The organism is Treponema sp. OMZ 906 (genome assembly GCF_024181185.1).
Taxonomy (GTDB): Bacteria; Spirochaetota; Spirochaetia; order Treponematales; family Treponemataceae; genus Treponema.
Genome location: NZ_CP051196.1, coordinates 212,431 through 233,259, shown reverse-complemented (window position 1 = coordinate 233,259; position 20,829 = coordinate 212,431). Strand labels below are relative to the sequence as shown.

At 47.6% G+C, this 20,829-nt stretch carries 4 protein-coding genes; all 4 read right to left on the bottom strand.

The features are described from left to right. Positions 1-7: 7 nt before the first annotated feature. A complete protein-coding gene (locus tag E4N69_RS00945; RefSeq protein ID WP_253824867.1) occupies positions 8-9,703 on the bottom strand; it encodes a toxin TcdB middle/N-terminal domain-containing protein in 9,696 nt (3,231 codons plus the stop codon). A gap of 15 nt (positions 9,704-9,718) precedes the next feature. Further along, on the bottom strand, positions 9,719-9,997 hold the full coding sequence (locus E4N69_RS00940) for a hypothetical protein (protein WP_253824190.1): 279 nt from the start codon (positions 9,995-9,997) through the stop codon (positions 9,719-9,721). Positions 9,998-10,097: 100 nt separating this feature from the next. Continuing rightward, on the bottom strand, positions 10,098-11,099 hold the full coding sequence (locus E4N69_RS00935; protein ID WP_253824189.1) for a hypothetical protein: 1,002 nt from the start codon (positions 11,097-11,099) through the stop codon (positions 10,098-10,100). Between the two features lie 16 nt (positions 11,100-11,115). Next, positions 11,116-20,829, bottom strand: a complete 9,714-nt coding sequence (locus E4N69_RS00930; RefSeq protein WP_253824866.1) for a toxin TcdB middle/N-terminal domain-containing protein — start codon at positions 20,827-20,829, stop codon at positions 11,116-11,118.

Below are 20,829 nucleotides of genomic sequence, written 5' to 3'. Positions count from 1 at the left end.
ATATCTCCTATTCGTTAATTTTAATATCTTTATATAGTTCATTTGATGCTTTCACTTCATCCGCAATAAGAAGTATTGCATCTTTTGCCAATATGCCACTTGTTGTATATTCAGTAAAACTTGTAATTGTAATATTCATTATAAAATTAGAGTTTCCATCTTTTTTTTCGTGAACAGGAAAACCTTTCTCAATTAATTTAGTTGATAGATCAGAAATAAATGACTGCTCAATTCCTACCATCATTAAAAACTCTTTCTCGCTTTTGGTATAATTTTGAGCTTTCGCTTCCGGTGTACTAAAGAGAGCCTTTGCTAAATCAGCTAAAGAAATAATTTTTCCTGCAGAACTAGATATAGCTCCAGCGATAGCCTTACTTACTTCTATAAGAGTATCTTTTAAGTCATTACTAGGTAATGATGCTAATGTTTGATAGTCACCCAGTGAAGATACACCTAGTGATGCCTGAAGAATATCCGCTATTTTAAACCAATCTTTTTGATTCTGTGAATAACCACCACCTAAAGGAACCCCTGTAAATTTTTGGAGTTTTGGACCACCCACTTGGAAATTAGGAATATGATACGGCAACACATCAAACATCCCATCAGGATCTTCATACTTCACCGGATTATTCCCCGCGTAGTGGTACAGGTGCAGATTGACTGTGTTGTATACCCCACCCATGCCGGGTAAGTTCTCGTTGTGCTTCTTCGCCTCGTCGTCTATCGGGGCTTTCGGTATGTAATCGTTTAGTGCCGGATCTCCACTCAACCACCTTGAATACTTCGGGTCAAGGTAGCGCGCGCCGTAGTAGTATAAGCCGGTTTCCTCGTCCATCTCCTTACCGGTAAATCTAAACGGCAGTTTATCTAAGCCCGCGGCTACTTCCTCTATCCAGAGTTCCCCGTATGGCGTGTACTCGATGTGCTCGTATTGGCGGCCTCTCCAGTCGGTTACGAACTGCGCACTTCCTAAGTGGTCTGAATGGTAGTAGTACCGCTTCTCGCGCTGCTCTGCGTTATCTCCGTTATTATCAGTATGCGTCATCGCGGTAACAAGGCGTGAGTTCCCCACAAAGATGTGTTTGTGTACTCTCAAGCCCTGCGGGTTATTCTTATCCTGCACGGGGATGTGTATTGTGTAGAAGTTGTTGAAGTAGAGCGTTTCGCTTCTCCCTTCTTCGGTGTACTTTAAGGCGCGCTGGCCGTCCTCACCGTAGCGGTAGTGCACGGTGTAGCTGCGGTCGCTCGATTTTGTTAATAGATTCTTTTCGTTCCAGGTATAGTTACGCCGGTACGCAAATAGGTTCTCCGGATGACTTTCTTCCGTCTCTTTCGGCGCGTCAAGCCCGAAGCCGTAGTCGGTGCCGTAGACGTCGGTGTCCGGGTCGTAGTTGTATGTAAAGACAAACTCATCGTCTTCGGTAAACGGGCCGTCTTTTTCTGCCGTGATATTGCCGTTTGCATCATAGCGGTAGTAGCGGTTTCCGGCGTGTACGAGCCGGTGTGGATAGGCCGGGTCGTATTCGTAATCGAGGCTGTAGTCAAGCTCTGCTTTCGGGTAGGCGTTACCACGAGCGCCGGGGAGGTTCGTGGTGCTGGACTTCTTTGTCATGTTTCCGATACCGTCAAAGGCGAAGTCTTGTTTGTACTTTGCAACATGTACCGGCGTACTTCCAAAGCTCTTTATCGCCTTGTATTGGTTGCTTGTCCCCTCCACTCCGATAAGCTGGTAAAGGCTGTCGTAGGTGTAACTCTGGCTCGTCTCATACACACTTGCGTCGTTACTGTAACCTAAGACGTTCCCGACCTTGTCAAAGCGGTAGCTTATCTTTTGGAAGATTTCATCGGTTTGTTTATTTCTCGTCTCGATGTCTTTTAACCATCGGCGTTTGTCGTCGTAGCGGTAGCGGGTCTCTACACCATTGCCGTACTTGATGTAGACTCTCTGGCCGTGTTCGTCATAGACAATCGTGTCGATATAGGAATAGTTTTCCGTTCCTTTTACCGTGTTCTTTACACCGCTTACGCCTTTGAGCTGTCCGCCTTTGTCGTAGGTATAGGTTATTACCTCGCCGTCAGGGTAGCGCATGGTCTGCATACGGCCTAAGTAGTCGGATCGGTAGGTAAAGGTTGCCGTTTCGGGTTTGCTTAACGCCTCGTAACGCTTAATCGTCCGTGTCTCTTTTACGACTTCGCTAAGCTTGCCGTACTCGTAGCGTATTTCTCCCGACTCATCTTTCTTGTGTATAATCTCGCCGGCTCCCGCCTCTCCTGCCTTTCCGTACTCATACTCAACGTCAGTGCTGAACGGGTAGTCTATTTTTACAAGGCGGTCAAAGCCGTCGTAGTGGTATTGTATCTCACTTAACTTACTGCGCAGCAGTGAGTCCGATTCCGCTTCAAGGAGGCCTTTGCTATCATAGCGCCATTCTTTCCTTCCGGTGTCTTTGCTTTCTAAGGCTACTTTTCTCCCTAACAGGTCGTATGTTACCGAGACAATGTTTTCATTGGCGTCGTATGCGCGAAGCATCTCTCCCAATACCGAATATTCATATCTGCCTTTGGTTAAGACTGTTCCGTTTTTATCGAGGCGTTCCACTTCGCGGATGTTTCCGCGCGCGTCTTTTTTTGTAACGCTCTTATTCTCTAATGGGTCGGTTGCGATTGTTACCTGTAGATTATTTTCTATCGCGTACTCATTTTTCTGCTCGCTTCCGTCCGGCAACAATGTTTTTATTACTCGGTCTATGCCGTCGTAGGTGTATACCGTTTCGTTGCGGAGCTTGGTAAAGTCGTTCAGCTCATAGAACTGTTCGACGCTTGCGTAGGCGGCTTTGTTGGCAAGTTCATTCGGTAAATCGCCGCCATAGAAGAACGGCATTCCTTCTTTTATCTTTCTGCCTGCCTCATCGTAGTAGGTCGCCCCTGAAATATTCCACCCGACATTCGTTTCTCCGGCTGTTCCTTCTCGGTACACTTCTCCTTCTTTTGCCGTGTACAAAGCTCTTCCTAAGCCGTCGTGCATGACGACGGTTTTCATCACGGCTTTGTCCGTTGCTTTGGTAGTCAGCTTATTCTCCGTTACGGTGTACCAGAAAGAAGATTCCGGGGTATGGTATTCGTACTTTGCGTAGGGAGTACCTGCCGTATCATCATAGGGACTCTGCACTTCAATAACACGTCCGAATCCGTCATAGCGGTACTTCATGGTGTTACCCGCGCTGTCGGTTTCTTCCAGTTTCACTCCTAAGGCGCTGTCCCACAAAAGCGTACTCTCGTACGGCGCTCCGCCTTTACTTCCTTCTTCCGTTATCGCAACCGGGTATATCCCGTCTTGATACCGGTAGCGTACCTTCTTTCCGGTGGGGCTTATCAGGGTCTTGATGTTTCCGCTTTCATCCCAGTCTATCGTATAGGTAAGGAGTGTGTTATTGCCCGTGTACTGCTTTACTTCCGTTATCGCGCCCGTTTGGCTATCATAGCGTCCTTCTCGTTTCCGCAACAGCCGTCCGCTCTTGCCGTCCAGCACTTCGATGCGCTCCGGGTGTGCTTTAAAATAGCGCCGCTCATCGCCGCTATCCCAATAGCGTATGCGGGCAACGATGTCATCGTTGGGATTCGTAACGTCGCCTTTATCTTCTAAGCTCGTAACATTGCCATACCGATCATAGCGATAATCGCTTTCCGTTTGTATCGACCGGTATCCTTCCCGTATGGTGTTCCACTCTCGCTTTACCCGTGCATGGGGGACTTCATCCGTTTCATACTCTTTTATCGAATAAACGATGCCGTTATGGCTGACCGTCTCTTTTTTTACCATCCCTTTGCGGTAATAGGCATCAATGTAATACTCCGTCTCGGTCGTCTTTCCCGTTCCCGTTACCGCACGTACTGTCTTAAACCCGTAGAACTCTTTTGCTTTGCGGTCATAGTAGCCGTCTTTGTAAGTGTAGGTTGTGCGGTACGACTGTACGTTCCCGCTCTTACTCTGGAGCCCGGAGTTCATTGTGACGCCGCTTAATACATACTTACTCTGCGGCAGCTCCTGCGTGTTCCCTACTCTTTGGTACTCTATCTCATAGCTGCCGCCGGTCGGTAGGTGTATCGTTTTTAATAGTCCTACTTTCCCTAACTTGTTCCGCTGTACATACAGCTTATTCGCTCCTCCGATGTTAAAGACGCGGTCGGCTAACCCATCTCCGTCTACGTCAAAGAGGCGTAAGCTTACCTCACTTTCGCTATAGGTGCCGCTCGCTCCTCCTGAAAAGTTACAGATGATATTAATCCCTGCCCATACCGGAAACCCCACCTGTCCTGAAAGACTTCCCGACACTCCCACGCTCCGGCTCGTGTTAAACTCCAGCGCCTCAGGCGTCTTTAATAGCTCGTTTATTTTTTTTGTATCGAGCCCTTTATTCATACTGCCCGGCCGGTAGGGTACTTGGATCTTCTCCGATGTTCCAACGAGCCGGCTCAGCGACTTGCTATAATAATCTTCATACTCCGCCCCTTCGAGGGTGCGTATCGCAATGGTCTTTTCTTCCCCGCCGAAGCCGGCCCCGCGGTTCACTTTGACGGTATAGTTACCACCCTTTACCGTTAATAGGTCGGGAAGCCCGTCTCCGTTGATGTCGGCGATAAGGAAATCGGTGGCTGTCTGAGAGATGTTCACGTTAACGCCGATGTTCCCTCCCCCGTAAACAAGCGCGGCGCCGATATTCAACCCTAAGCCGAAGTTTCCTCCTCCGCTATTGACGCTTCCTTTCGATATGCTTTCTGCCTGCCACGCTCCTGCCGTTGTAAACCCATCTCCGATATTCAGCTTCGCTCCGGCTGCTGTTTTATAATCGGGAAGCCCATCCCCATTTATGTCTATCAACCCGCTTTCTTGCCGCTGCCAGCCTTCTGATGCGTTCCATCCCACACTCGGGCTCATTCCCCCAGGGCTCGATCCTGCAGGCGCTAATGACTGACTCTTTATGCTTCCGGCCGCGCTTCGTATTGCCTGTACCGCTCCCGACAGTCCCAGTCCTGCTCCGTGCACCGTCGAGTTATTGCTGTTCGTGCTTAAGCCTCCTCCTCCGAGGTATCCCGGTCGGCTAAAGACTCCTTCTCCGCTGCCGTACTGTACGCTCAAGCCTTCTGAACTTGTTTTTAAGAGGTCAGGGTACCCATCCCCGTCTATGTCCTGATAACCTTGTATCTGCTTACTTTCTCCCGTGTTAACCCCTACGCTCGTATTGACGCTTGCCGCATGTGAGCCGACATTGAAGTCATAACTTTTACTTTCATTCGCAGAAAGCACAAAGCCTTTGCCTCCTTTCACCCACGGTAACTTCCCGTACGCCCCGCCGGTGATCCGGCTTGAGTGTAATACCTCATCATCAATATACGCCGCATAGTAATGCATGACACTTGCCATCTCGCCGTCTGCGTCAAAGCCGTTTTCACTCGTATTCGCAATCGCTCCGATAAGGCTTTTCTCTTTAAAGAAAAATCCGCTTCCCTCATCCTGCCTCGGCGTTTCCGGAGGCGATTCCTGTTTAAGGTTTTCTTCCGCATACGTGCTATACCGCTGTACCGCGCTATATCCGCCGAGGGTACGCTTCCGTATCTCCTCCGTTACTTTATCTTTCGCTTCTTTCCCGCTCGGCGCGCCTGCCTCACTTTGTTTTTTTAGTTCCTGCTGTTCCTTATCAACTTTTTTTGCTCCTTCCTTCTCATTTCTTCCTCCATACTCCTTCTCATATTCATTCGGTGCAAATAGGGCTTCCACACTGAAGCGCTGCTGCCCCCGCCTCGAATAAAGTCCGTAGTACCACCGGTTTGCCCCGCCGTACATCTGCTCATACCGGCCGAACCCGGCTATCCCTTCTTTCCCTTCATACTTTCCATTCCAATAGTTCTCATTCCCTCGGTACTCTTGTATCCCTTCCCATGTCGTGACAACCTTCCCACCTTGTATCTTCACCACTTCTATCTGTCCGCCTTGCACCTCATAAAGGCTCTCTCGCGGGTACACGATACACACCCCGACCCTTTCGTAATAGTAGCTTCCGACATACGCTAAAAACTTCAGCACTTCTTCTTTTGCAAGGTACGCTTTCGTTGTCCGGTATTCTTTCTTTGCCTCATCATGCGTAAAGTATGGAAAATTATACGTCTTACTTTCATACCGCTTCAGCTTCTTCTCGAACTGCGGTAACCCTTCTCCGCTTATCCCGCTCTTTATTTGATACTCATCCCCTATCGCTTCAAAATATTCCTCCCCGACTTCTTTCCTCTCTTCCGCAGTGAATATTCCAATCTCCCGTATCCGCTTCTCTCCTTCCGGCAGCTCTTCGATAATAACTTTCCCTTTTCTCCGCGCTTCTTTCAACGCTTTTACTATCTCTTTTTTATCCTCTTCTGCGGCGCCCTCTTTCAAATGCCACTCGTTCCCCGACTTTTCATACAGTGTCCCTATTGCTATCGTCTCGCTACCTTTCTGTATCCTCTTGTCTTTTATCTTCTCGTATACCTTTTCGCTTATTCTTTCTACGCGGCTGATGCGGTATTCGATTCCCTTTTCGACTATCTCTGCCATCCCCTTTTCATACTCATTCTCACTGATAACCTTCCCTACTTTCTGCCCGGTAAGCTCAATCGAAAATTCATACCCCTTCTTACTCCGCCCCTCTACTATTGCCTTGACGTTATTTTCCTCTTTTGTTACAACCGCCCCTTCTTTTCTTCTTCCCTGCTCATACAGAACAAGCTCCCCTCCCTCTTTATCAAACCGGTACGTCTTTCCGTTGATGAGCCCTACTTCTACTCCCTTTTCATCCTCGTAGCCGCGCTCGCCCTTTTCCCGCTCGCTGTTCACTTTTAACGTAAGCCTATCTCGGTAGTATGCCTTTCCATCCCCGTCATACAGCGGGTACCTTACGCTTCCGTCGCCGCTCTTATACCCTGCCATTTCTTTCCGTTGCGCTTGGCTCATTTTATTGATGATATCGCTGTAAGGCCCTCCGCCGTTTCCCCTTCCATTCCACACATATTGCTCAAAGCCCGCATCGTATTGTACGCGCTCCTTCAGTGCCGCCTGTTCGCTCTCGCTTCCAATCCCGCCGTAAAATACTTCAAACGCTTCTTTTGCGACCTCATCTCCGGCATACCCGTAATACCCTTTTTCCAGTATCTTCTCTATCGTCTGCTCACTCAGATGCTGAATATACTGAGAATCTTTCAGCTGCCAATACTCACGTCTTTCATCTTCATCATGTTCGCTTTTTCTCTGGTAAAAATGCTGCAAAACTTCATCAGGGCTTTCATTCATCCTTTCAGGCAGCTCATATGCAATATGCGCTCCCAATAGCTCATCTCGTTGGATCTTCCGGTACCGTATCCGTATCCCTGCTCTTATGCTCTCTCCGATTTCTGCCTTGTTATCCGTCTCCGTCGCAAAATAGATATACTCCCCTCTTTTCACTGCCTGCCTAAAACGATATCCCTTCTTTTCCGTGCATTCTCCAATCAATACTCCGCCTTTATTCACTCCCTTCCATACGCCGAGCTTCCCGCTCCCGATCTCTTTTATCTCTACCGCTATCTCGATCTCCCCGCTTACCGCACTTCGCCACGCTTGCACTCCTTCTTGAAAATAGTGCCCCTTTTCCGCTTCTTCCTTCTCTTTCTTACTAACCCCTATCTCTGTTTTTTCCGCTCCGCTTAACGCAACCCCCGCTTTAAAGCCTCTTCCCCCATCGTTTTCGTAGTATCTTCCCTTCGACACAAAATCCACATACCCGTCTCGGTTTACATCCGTAAATTCACTTTTACTCTCTCCGCGGCTCCACTGTTTCGTCAGTCCCATCCCAGCCCCAACCTGAGGCCCGCTGATGTCTAGCTTCCCTCCAACGCTCCAGTTCCAATCCTCATTCTCACTTAAATAAAGCCCCTTTAATGCCTTCCCGTCAAAGTACTCAGCCTTCTCATATCCTATCTTTCCGTCGCTCCGCTTTTTCCCTTCATATATCCTTATTTCCCCTTTCTTCCACTCCACAATGTCCGCTATCCCGTCTCCCGTCACATCCACAAAATTCCGCTTACTGTGTCCCCTTCCGCTTCCCGCTGACGCCGTTATCCCGCCGGATATCGACACGCTGTTTGTAAAGTTTACTCCCGCTCCTCCGCTGCCGCTTCCCCCTCCGCTTATGTGCACACTTTCCCCAATGCTTCCGCTTCGCTCCCAGCCTTCCGTCTCTCCAAATACTTTTATCCTTCCCCTCTCATCCGTCTCCGCTTCTTCGTACCCGAATTCATACCCGTACCCTTCGCCGCTTCCTTCTCCCTTTACTTCAAGCTTTACAAGAAGGCTCTCTCCCATCTCGTTTTCTCGGTATTCAAAGCCGTACCTCCTCACAACCCGCCCGCCGACACTCATCTCTATACTGCTAATCCGCTTGCTTTCCTTCCGCACGTACTTTCCCCGTCCCTCAAGCCGCGCATCGCCTCTGCCCTCATACTCAAGCCGAACCTTTCGCTCTCCTTCTTTCCCGTATACAATCTCCTCAAGAACGACTTCTTCTCCGTCCGCTCCGTTTTCCTTCTTGTACACATACTTCACCTCGTTTCCGAAGCTATCGCTCTCCCTATCCAAATAATAAATATATTTCGCTCCTGCTCCTTTGCCGCTCCACCATTCTTTCCCGTATACCTTTTCCCCTCCGTCTTTCTCTGTTATCTTAAAATAGTTCGCTTCCGCTCCCCCGCTTCTTTCTACCCATGCATTCTCTATCCGCTCGTACTGCTGCTCCTTCTCCTTTCTCCACACGCCCCCTTCGTACTTCACGCGGCTCCCTTCCACTATGTACGTGTCCTTCCTGTCATATGCCGGTAGCCCGAACCTCGTGTCGATGCTGATGCTTTCTATTCCTCCTAAACTCCAGCCCTTTCCTATAAGCCCCCACCCGCTCCCGCTCGCATAACTGAGTGAAAGATTCGGCGCCATCCCTTTTACTCCATCAGGCGTTTTAAGCTTTATCCCAAACGATGCGCTTCCTTCACTTCCTCCTTTCAAGCCTTCTATTCCCTCTATCCCCCCTGCCGCATCTGCCGCTTTTAATTCCTTGATGCTGTTTAAATTCACCCGCACAGGCTCTGGGCTCTCCGGTAAGCTCAACGTCCCGTTAATCATATCCGTAAAGTGATCCGTATACGATTCGATCCGCTTCCCTTCCTCATCGACTCTCTTTCGCTCTAATGCAACCCACCGCTTCTCTTTCTCATCATAGTAGTACGTATAAATCCCCTGCGCGTCTTCCCCTTCTATCCGCGCATCGTACTCAAGCGAAAGCTCGCACGCCCTCTTAAATTTCATCCCCTTAGGTAAAAACCGGTACCCGCCGAAGCCTGCCGTGACGTTCTTTACTTCTCCTCCCTCTGCTACTTCATACAGCCGGCTGATCGTTATCTCGACTTCCGCTTCTACCGCTCCTTCAGGGATACTAAAGCGTACTCCTTTCGCCTCTAACACTCCTCCTTCTTTCCCGATAACCTTTTGCGCCACGAGCTCGCTTGCTTCTCTCTTCACGCCGCGTGCCCCTTCTCTCCGCCCTTGTCCGTACACGCCGCCGGGCGCTATCACCGTAAAAAGGTAGACCGTAAATACTGCTTTCTTCACTATCGCTGCCGCTGCTTCTTTTATTCCCTTCATCATCTTCACCTTCTCCCCTTACCTTACCGCTTCGTACTCTATCCACACGCACTCGCTCGGAAATTTATCCTTCGCTGATATCACCGCTATTACTCCTGCTTCTCCACCTTTTGAAAATATACACGCCGTCTGCTTCGTCGCTTCAAAAAAATTAATCCTCAACGTATCATAGATACGCCTGCGGTTAATTTTTCCTCGCTCCTCGCATCCGACATGTCTCTTTTCAAAAGGCTTCGTTTTTCCACATACGGCCGTAACTCGTTCTATGAGAAAGCGAGTGTTTTTTAGACATTTCATTGTATGCTTCAGTGTTCCTAATTCTTTTCAAAATCTATCAAACACCGTCTTACAGTATCCTTTTCTCTATCTTTTTAAGAGTTTTTAGAGTTATGTATAATCAACCTGATGATAGGAGTTCAACAAACATTTTTAAAGCTATAATAAATATAAAAGATAAAATAAATAATCTTACAAAACTCAAAAATGGCCTTTTCCTTGAATAGTCACCATATCGCCAATCTAAGTAAAGTTTTGGAAGCATACAGCCTATACCAAAAACACCCATAAAAAGAGTATATAAAAAAATATCTTCTTTCCCTATTTTTATAATTATAGGAGAGGCACTTATGGCAATACATCCAATATAAAAAAGAATATCAGTTATTCTCATATTCCTGTATTTCTTCTCGTTTTCTAAGTTAATAGCATATCTCATATATACAATCAAAAAAATCATATATATGTAATTATATATATAAAATCGTTTTAAAAATATTAAAACCACTTCTTTTACACGCATTAAATCCACTGCAATATAATATTCAGCTCCTGAAATTGTTTGTGCCGATTGTGAATTGTACCAACCTTTTCCAGTAATCGCAGTATGTGCTGAATCTATAACGACAGCTTCTCTCTTTAGTGGTACAAAACTCGTCGTGTTTTTAGACTTGTTAAAATATGGATCTATCCACAAAAACAGTAAAACATTCATGACAATCTCAATGCTTATAAAAATAATTATTTTTAATTTATGCTTTTGCGTAAAACCTTTTATTCTATTTATATAACCATAGAGTAAAAAAATAAAAAAAATAAAATTCGGGATAAAAAATACTATTAAACTTAGCATAAGAATTTGTCTTACTTTTTTCATATTTAAACCGAATTCAAATTCTGAACCATTAATATTTAAAGTATAATTTTTATCATATTTTCCAAGCATTTGAAGAACGGGATATATTTGTGATATGGATATATCACTATCATTTACAGGAATATATAATTTATCTGAATGTCCAGGTAAAATACGTAAATACACAATAAATATAATAGCGATATTAAGCAAAATATAAATTGCAATAAAGAAAGCCGTATATTTTTTCCCCTTTAAATTTCTCATATTTTCCTCAATCATATTATTCAAAACGCTTTATTTTTATTGGTACGCCATTATAAAATTCTATCACTTTTATAGGCTTTTCACTATAATTATCTAATAGCTTCTGGATTACACTTGGATCAGCAGTATACTTACCCAAATGTTTTATCTCTTTTCCATTTTTATCCACCAATGCAAAATTCAAATTGCTAGCAAGGATAGTACTTTTTGAAAGCACTTCATCTTTTCTTCTAAAAAATTCTATAGTATTATTTGTTGTTATATCTCCGGTTACATGAATGCTACAATCTCCAGAATCCAAAAGCTCCCCATAGTCAGAAACTGCATTCATAATACTAAAAGCAAAATCATTTATTTTATTTTTTTCATCACTAGACGATGCGAGTACTAAACTTACAAGAGCGGATACAATTCCTGGTTTACTACCCAGAAAACCTACTGCAGATGTTACAATACTTGAAAGAGCCCCTTCATTAGGATTTTTAGAATATTGATATAAAGTTACCGCCATATCACGAGCATTGGTCTTGCCTAAAGTACCATCAATCCTTAGGGTAACTTCAGTTTCAGTTGAAACTTTCCCATCCGGATCCGTATACTTCACCGGATTATTCCCCGCGTAATGGTACAGGTGCAAGTTCACGACATTAAACACCCCACCCATTCCCGGCAGTTTTTCGTTATGCTTTTTTGCCTCATCATCTATCGGAGCTTTCGGTATGTACTCGCCCAGCGCCGGGTCTCCACTCAACCACCTACTATACTTCGGGTCTAAATACCGCGCTCCGTAATAGTATAAGCCGGTTTCTTCATCCATCTCCTTGCCGGTAAACCTGAAGGGCAGTTTGTCTAACCCTGCAGCTACTTCCTCTATCCACAGTTCCCCGTACGGCGTGTATTCGATGTGTTCGTACTGTCTGCCTCGCCAGTCGGTTACAAACTGTGCGCTTCCTAAGTGGTCGCTATGATAATAGTACCGCTTCTCGCGCTGCTCTGCGTTATCTCCGTTATTATCAGTATGCGTCATCGCAGTAACAAGGCGTGAGTTCCCCACAAAGATGTGTTTGTGCACTCTCAAGCCCTGCGGGTTATTCTTATCCTGCACGGGGATGTGTATTGTGTAGAAGTTATTAAAGTAGAGCGTTTCAGAACGTCCCTCTTCGGTGTACTTTAATGCTCTTTGTCCGTCCTCACCGTAGCGATAGTGTACCGTGTAGCTGCGGTCGCTCGATTTAGTTAACTGATTCTTCTCGTTCCACGTGTAGTTCCTGCGGTACGCGAATAGGTTTTCAGGATGCGTCTCTTCCGTCTCCTTTGGCGCATCAAGGCCGAAGCCGTAGTCGGTGCCGTAGACGTCGGTGTCGGGGTCGTAGTTATACGTAAAGACAAACTCATCATCCTCGGTAAAGGGGCCGTCTTTTTCTGCCGTGATGTTGCCGTTTGCATCATAGCGGTAGTAGCGGTTTCCGGCGTGTACGAGCCTGTGTGCGTAGGCCGGGTCGTATTCATAATCAAGACTGTAGTCTAGCTCGGCTTTCGGGTAGGCATTACCACGAGCGCCGGGAAGGTTCGTGGTGCTGGACTTCTTTGTCATATTCCCGATGCCGTCAAAGGCAAAGTCTTGCTTGTACTTTGCAACATGTACCGGCGTACTTCCAAAGCTCTTTATCGCCTTGTATTGGTTGCTGGTTCCCTCCACTCCGATGAGTTGATAGAGGCTGTCGTAGGTGTAGCTCTGGCTCGTCTCGTACACGCTTGCGTCGTTACTGTAGCCTAAGACGTTTCCGACCTTGTCAAAGCGGTAGCTTATCTTTTGGAATACCTCGTCAGTTTGCCTGTTCCTCGTCTCGATGTCTTTCAGCCATCGGCGTTTATCGTCGTAGCGATATTTGGTTTCAACTCCATTGCCGTATTTGATGTAGACTCTTTGCCCGTGCTCATCATAAACAATCGTGTCAATGTAAGAATAGGTTTCCGTTCCCTTTACCGTGTTCTTTACGCCGCTCACCCCTTTCAGCTGGCCGCCTTTGTCGTAGGTGTAGGTGATGGTTTCCCCATCGGGGTATTTCATCGCCTGCATACGACCTAAGTAGTCGGAGCAGTAAGTAAAGGTTGCCGTTTCCGGCTTACTGAGTACCTCGTAGCGCTGTATTGTCCGTGTCTCTTCTACGACTTCGCTTAACTTCCCGTACTTGTAGCTTATTTCGCCTGATTCATCTTTTTTATGGACTATCTCTCCGGCTCCGGCTTGGCCGGGTACTCCGTATTCATACATTACGTCTTCACTGAATGGGTAGTCTATTTTTACAAGCCGGTCAAAGCCGTCGTAGTGGTACTGTATCTCGCTTAACTTACTGCGCAGCAGTGAGTCCGATTCCGCTTCAAGGAGGCCTTTACTATCATAGCGCCATTCTTTCCGGCCTGAGTCTTTGCTTTCTAAGGCTACTCTTCGGCCGAGTAGGTCGTATGTTACCGAGACAATGTTTTCATTTGCGTCATACGCGCGAAGCATCTCTCCCAATACCGAATATTCATACCTGCCTTTGGTTAAGCGTGTACCGTTTTTATCGAGGCGTTCCACTTCCCGGATGTTTCCACGGGCGTCTTTCTTTGTAACGCTCTTATTCTCAAGCGGGTCGGTTGCGGTTGTTACCTGTAGGCTGTTTTCTATTGCGTACTCGTTTTTCTGTTCGCTTCCGTCCGGCAATAATGTGTTAATAACTCGGTCAATACCGTCGTAGGTGTAGGCGGTTTCATTTCGCAGCGCTGTAAAGTCGTTCGTTTCATAGAACTGCTCGACTTTCTCATACGTATCTTTATTTGCGAGCTCAGCCGGTAAATCACTTGCGTAGAAGAAGGGCATTCCTTCTTTTATCTTTCGTCCTGCCTCATCGTAGTGTGTCGCCCCCGAGATGTTCCAGCCGACATTCGTTTCTCCGGCGGTTCCTTCTCGGTACACTTCCCCTTCTTTTGCCGTGTAGAGGGCGCGGCCTAAGCCGTCATGCATGACGACGGTTTTCATCACGGCTTTGTCCGTTGCTTTGGTAGTCAGCTTATTCTCCGTTACGGTGTACCAGAAAGAAAATTCCGGGGTATGGTATTCATACTTTGCGCAAGGAGTACCTGCAGGATCATCATAGGGACTTCGCACTTCTATAACCCGCCCGAAGCCGTCATACCGGTACTTCATGGTGCTTTTGGCACTGTCGGTCTCTTCAAGTTTTACCCCTAAGGCACTGTCCCACAGGAGCGTACTCTCGTACGGAGTGCCGCCTTTACTGCCTTCTTCGGTTATCTTACTTACATATATCCCATCTTGGTAGCGGTAGCTTACCTTCTTGCCTGTGGGACTTATCAGGGTCTTAATGTTTCCCTTCTCATCCCAGTCTATCGTGTAGGTAAGACTCGTGCCGCTTGAGATGTATTGCTTTAGTTCCGTTATCGCACCGGTGTTATTATCGTAGCGTCCTTCGCGTTTCCGCAATAACCTGCCGCTCTTGCCGTCCAGCACTTCTATCCGTTCGGGGTGCGCTTTAAAGTAGTGTGCATCATCGGCACTGTCCCAATACCGTATTCGGGCAATGATGTCGTCGTCGCTTCTACTGACGTCTCCCTTGTCGTCCAGCTCCGTAACGTTACCGTATCGGTCGTATTCATAGTCGCTTTCCGTTTGTATCGACCGGTATCCTTCCCGTATGGTGTTCCACTCTTTCTTTACCCGTGCATGAGGGGCTTCATCCGTTTCATACTCTTTTATCGAATAAACGATACCGTTATGGCTTACCGTCTCTTTTTTTACCATCCCTTTGCGGTAATAGGCATCAATGTAATACTCGGTTTCCGTTACCTTGCCTGTTCCCGTTACCGCCTTTACTGTCTTAAACCCGTAGAACTCTTTTGCTTTGCGGTCATAGTAGCCGTCTTTGTAGGTGTAGGTTGTGCGGTACGATTGTATGTTTCCGGCTTTTGTTTCAAGCCCGGAATTCATCGTTACACTGCTTAACACATACTTACTCTGCGGCAGCTCCCGTGTGTTCCCTACTCTTTGATACTCTATCTCATAGCTGCCTCCGGTCGGAAGGTGTATCGTTTTTAATAGTCCTACTTTCCCTAACTTGTTCCGCTGTACATAAAGCTTATCAGCTCCTCCGATGTTGAAGACCCTGTCGGCGAGGCCGTCTCCGTCTACGTCAAAGAGGCGTAAGCTTACCTCGCTTTCGCTATAGGTGCCGCTCGCTCCTCCTGAAAAGTTACAGATGATATTAATCCCTGCCCATACCGGAAACCCCACCTGTCCTGAAAGACTTCCGGACACTCCCACGCTCCGGCTCGTGTTAAACTCCAGCGCCTCAGGCGTCTTTAATAGCCCGTTTATTTTTTCCGTATCGAGCCCTTTATTCATACTGCCCGGCCGGTAGGGTACTTGGATACGCTCCGATGTTCCAACGAGCCGGCTCAGCGACTTGCTATAATAATCTTCATACTCCCCACTTTCGAGGGTGCGTATCGCAATGGTCTTTTCTTCTGTCTCGAATCCGGCCCCGCGGTTCACTTTGACGGTATAGTTACCACCCTTTACCGTTAATAGGTCGGGAAGCCCGTCTCCGTTGATGTCGGCGATAAGGGTATCGGTGGCTGTTTGAGAGATGTTCACGTTAACGCCGATGTTTCCTCCCCCGTAAACAAGCGCGGCGCCGATATTCAACCCTAAGCCGAAGTTCCCGCCTCCGCTTTTAACGCTTCCGCTTGAAATATTCTCTCCCCGCCACGCTCCTGCCGCTGTAAACCCATCTCCGATATTCAGCTTCGCCACGCCTGCCTGTTGGTAATCGGGTAAGCCGTCTCCGTTGATGTCTACTAACCCGCTTCTCTGATACTGTCTGCCGTCTGAAAAATTTACCCCCACACTCGGGCTCATTCCCCCGGGGCTCGATCCTGCAGGCGCTAATGACTGACTCTTTATGCTGCCGATCACCGTTCGTATCGTCTGTACCGCTCCCGACAGTCCCAGTCCTGCTCCGTGCACCGTCGAGTTATTGCTGTTCGTGCTTAAGCCTCCTCCTCCGAGGTATCCCGGTCGGCTAAAGACTCCTTCTCCGCTGCCGTACTGTACGCTCAAGCCTTCTGAACTTGTTTTTAAGAGGTCAGGGTACCCATCCCCGTCTATGTCCTGATAACCTTGTATCTGCTTACTTTCTCCCGTGTTAACCCCTACGCTCGTATTGACGCTTGCCGCATGTGAGCCGACATTGAAGTCATAACTTTTACTTTCATTCGCAGAAAGCACAAAGCCTTTGCCTCCTTTCACCCACGGTAACTTCCCGTACGCCCCGCCGGTGATCCGGCTTGAGTGTAATACCTCATCATCGATATACGCCGCATAGTAATGCATGACACTTGCCATCTTGCCGTCTGCGTCAAAGCCGTTTTCACTCGTATTCGCAATCGCTCCGATAAGGCTTTTCTCTTTAAAGAAAAATCCGCTTCCCTCATCCTGCCTCGGCGTTTCCGGAGGCGATTCCTGTTTAAGGTTTTCTTCCGCATACGTGCCATACCGCTGTACCGCGCTATATCCGCCGAGCGTACGCTTTTGTATCTCCTTCGCTACTTTATCTTTCGCTTCTTCCCCGCTCGGCGCGCCTGCCTCACTTTGATTTTTTAATTTCTGCCGTTCCTTATCAACTTTTTTTGCTCCTTCCTTCTCATTTTTTCCTCCATACTCATCCTCATATTCATTCGGTGCAAACAGGGCTTCCACACTGAAGCGCTGCTGACCCCACCTCGAATATACTCCGTAGTACCACCGGTTTGCCCCGCCGTACATCTGCTCATACCGGCCGAACCCGGCTATCCCTTCTTTCCCTTCATACTCCCCAATCCGATAGTTCTCATTCCCTTGGTACTCTTGTATCCTTTCCCATGTTGTGACAACCTTCCCACCTTGTATCTTCACCACTTCTATCTGTCCGCCTTGCACCTCATAAAGGCTCTCACGCGGGTACACGATACACACCCCGACCCTTTCGTAATAATAGCTTCCGACATACGCTAAAAACTTCAGCACTTCTTCTTTTGCAAGGGACGCTTGCGTCGTCCGGTATTCGCCTCTTACTTTATCATGCGTAAAGTATGGAAAATTATACGTCTTACTTTCATACCGCTTCAGCTTCTTCTCGAACTGCTGTAACCCTTCTCCGCTTATCCCGCTCTTTATTTGATACTCATCCCCTATCGCTTCAAAATATTCTTCCCCGACTTCTTTCCTCTCTTCCGCAGTGAATATTCCAATCTCCCGTATCCGCTTCTCTCCTTCGGGCAGCTCTTCAATAATAACTTTCCCTTCTCTCCGCGCTTTTTTCAACGCTTTTACTATCTCTTTTTTATCCGCCTCTTCTGCGGCGCCCTCTTTCAAATGCCACTCGTTCCCCGACTTTTCATACAGTGTCCCTATTGCTATCGTCTTGCTACCTTTCTGTATCTTCTTGTCTTTTATCTTCTCGTATACCTTTTCGCTTATTCTTTCTACGCGGCTAATGCGGTATTCGATTCCCTTTTCGACTATCTCTGCCATCCCCTTTTCATACTCATTCTCACTGATAACCTTCCCTACTTTCCGCCCGGTAAGCTCAATCGAAAATTCATACCCCTTCTTACTCCGCCCCTCTACTATTGCCTTTACATTCTTCCCCTCTTTTGTTACCACTGCCCCTTCTTTTCTTCTTCCCTGCTCATACAGAACAAGCTCCTCTCCCTCTTTATCAAACCGGTACGTCTTTCCGTTGATGAGCCCTACTTCTACGCCCTTTTCATCCTCGTAGCCGCGCTCACCCTTTTCCCGCTCGCTGTTCACTTTTAACGTAAGCCTATCTCGGTAGTATGCCTTTCCATCCCCGTCATACAGCGGGTACCTTACGCTTCCGTCAACGTTTTTATATCCTACCGCTTCTTTTTGTTCGCCCTCACTCATCCTTTTGATGATATCGCTGTACAGCGTACTCCCGAACCCATCCCCTGTGTAAATATATTCTTCAAACCCCGCATCGTACTGTACGCTCTTTTTTACCTTTTGCTTTTCATCATCTGTGCCGATTCTGCCAAATACCTTCTCAAACCGCTCCTTTGCTATCTCATCTCCGACATACCCGTAGTACCCTTTTTCCAGTATCTTCTCTATCGCTTGCTCACTCAGCTCTCTTCGATAATCAGTTTTTAGAAGCCAATACCTATCCCGATTCCCATCTTCGTCTGCCTCTCCTTCCTCTTCCGTGTAAAGGTATGCCAATTCTCTATCAGGCTCCTCATTCAGCCTCCCCGGCAGCTGATACGCTATATGCGATCCCAGTAATTCATCTCTTTTATACTTTAGGTACCGTATCCGTATCCCTGCTCTTATGCTCTCTCCGATTTCTGCCTTGTTATCCGTCTCCGTCGCAAAATAGATATACTCCCCTCTTTTCACTGCCTGTGTAAAACGATATTCCCTCTTTTCCGTGCATTCCCCGATCTTCACTCCTTCTTTATTCGTCCCCTTCCACACGCTTAACTGTCCTCTCCCTTTCTCTTGTATCTCTACTCCTATCTCTATCTCCCCGCTTACCTCACTCCGCCACGCTTGTACCCCTTCCTGAAAGTAATGCCCTTTTTCCGCTTCCTTCTTCTCGGCTTCACTTATCCCGATCCCCGCTTTCTCCGCTCCCTGTAAACCGACTCCTCCTTTAAAGCCTCTTCCCCTATCGTTTTCGTAGTATCTTCCGTTCGACACAAAATCCACGTATCCGTCTCGGTTTACATCCGTAAATTCACTTTTACTCTCTCCGCGGCTCCACTGTTTCGTCAGTCCCATCCCCGCTCCCCCGGATGCCGGAGAAATTCCCGCCGATATATCGAGCTTCCCTCCAACGCTCCAGTTCCAATCCTCATTCTCACTTAAATAAAGCCCCTTTAATGCCTTCCCGTCAAAGTACTCAGCCTTCTCATATCCTATCTTTCCGTCGCTCTGCTTTTTCCCTTCATATATCCTTATTTCCCCTTTCTTCCACTCCACAATGTCCGCTATCCCGTCTCCAGTTACATCCACAAAATTCCGCTTACTGTGCCCGCTTCCGCTTCCCGCTGACGCCGTTATCCCGCCGGATATCGACACGCTGTTTGTAAAGTTTACTCCCGCTCCTCCGCTGCCGCTTCCCCCTCCGCTAATGTGCACACTTTCCGCTATGCTTCCGCTTCTGTCCCATCCTTCCGTCTCTCCGAAGACACAAAGTTTCCCGCTCTTATCCTTCTCCGCCTGCTCATACTCAAACCTGTACGCATACCCTTCCGCTTCTCCTTCCCCTTTCACTTCTATCTTTTTAAGAAGGCTCTCTCCCATCTCATTTTCACCCGCCTCATTTCCTACTTCCTTATCTTCTCTATATTTAAAGCCGTACTTCCTCACTATCCGCCCGCCGACACTCATCTCTATGCTCGCTATCCGCTTGCTTTCCTTCCGCACATACTTTCCCCGTCCGTCTATCCGCGTATCTCCTCTTCCTTCATACGCTATGGTTACCTTTCGATCTCTCTCTTTCCCGTATACAATCTCCTCAAGTATAACTTCTTCTCCGTCCGCTCCGGTTTCCTTCTTGTACACATACTGTACCTCGTTTCCGAAGCTGTCGCTCTCCCTATCCAAATAATAAATATATTTTGCACCTGCTCCTTTGCCGCTCCACCTTTCTTTCCCGTATATCTTTACCCGTCCGTCTTTCTCTGTTATCTTAAAATAGTTCTCTTCCGCTCCCCCGCTTCTTTCTACCCATGCATTCTCTATCCGCTCGTATTTCTGCTCCTTCTCCTTTATCCACGCTCCCCCTTCATACCTCACACGGCTGCCTTCTACAATGTATGTGTCCTTCCCGTTATACTCAGGTAGGCCAAACCGTGTGTCGGTGCTGATGCTTTCTATTCCTCCTAAACTCCATCCCTTCCCTAATAGCCCCCAGCCGCTCCCGCTCGAATAGCTCACCGACAGTTCAGGCGCCATCCCTTTCACTCCATCAGGCGTTTTAAGCTTTATCCCAAACGATGCGCTTCCTTCACTTCCTCCTTTCAAGCCTTCTATCCCCTCTATCCCCCCTGCCGCATCTGCCGCTTTTAATTCCTTGATGCTGTTTAAATTCACCCGCACAGGCTCTGGGCTCTCCGGTAAGCTCAACGTCCCGTTAATCATATCCGTAAAGTGATCCGTATACGATTCGATCCGCTTCCCTTCTTCATCTACTCCCTTCCGCTCTAACGCAACCCATCGCTTCTCGTTCTCTTCGTAGTAGTACGTATAAATCCCCTGCGCATCTTCTCCTTCTATCCGCTCATCGTACTCAAGCGAAAGCTCGCACGCCCTCTTAAACTTCATCCCCTTAGGTAAAAACCGCCACCCGCCGAAGCCTGCCGTGACGTTCTTTACTTCTCCTCCCTCTGCTACTTCATACAGCCGGCTAATCGTTATCTCGACTTCCGCTTCCACCGCTCCTTCAGGGATACTAAAGCGTACTCCTTCCGCCTCTAACACTCCTCCTTCTTTCCCGATAACCTTTTGCGCCACAACCGTACTCGCTTCTCTCTTCACGCCGCGCGCCCCTTCTCTCCGCCCTTGTCCGTACACACCGCCGGGCGCTATCACAGTAAAAAGGTAGACTGTAAATACTGCTTTCTTCACTATCGCTGCCGCTGCTTCTTTTATTCCCTTCATCAT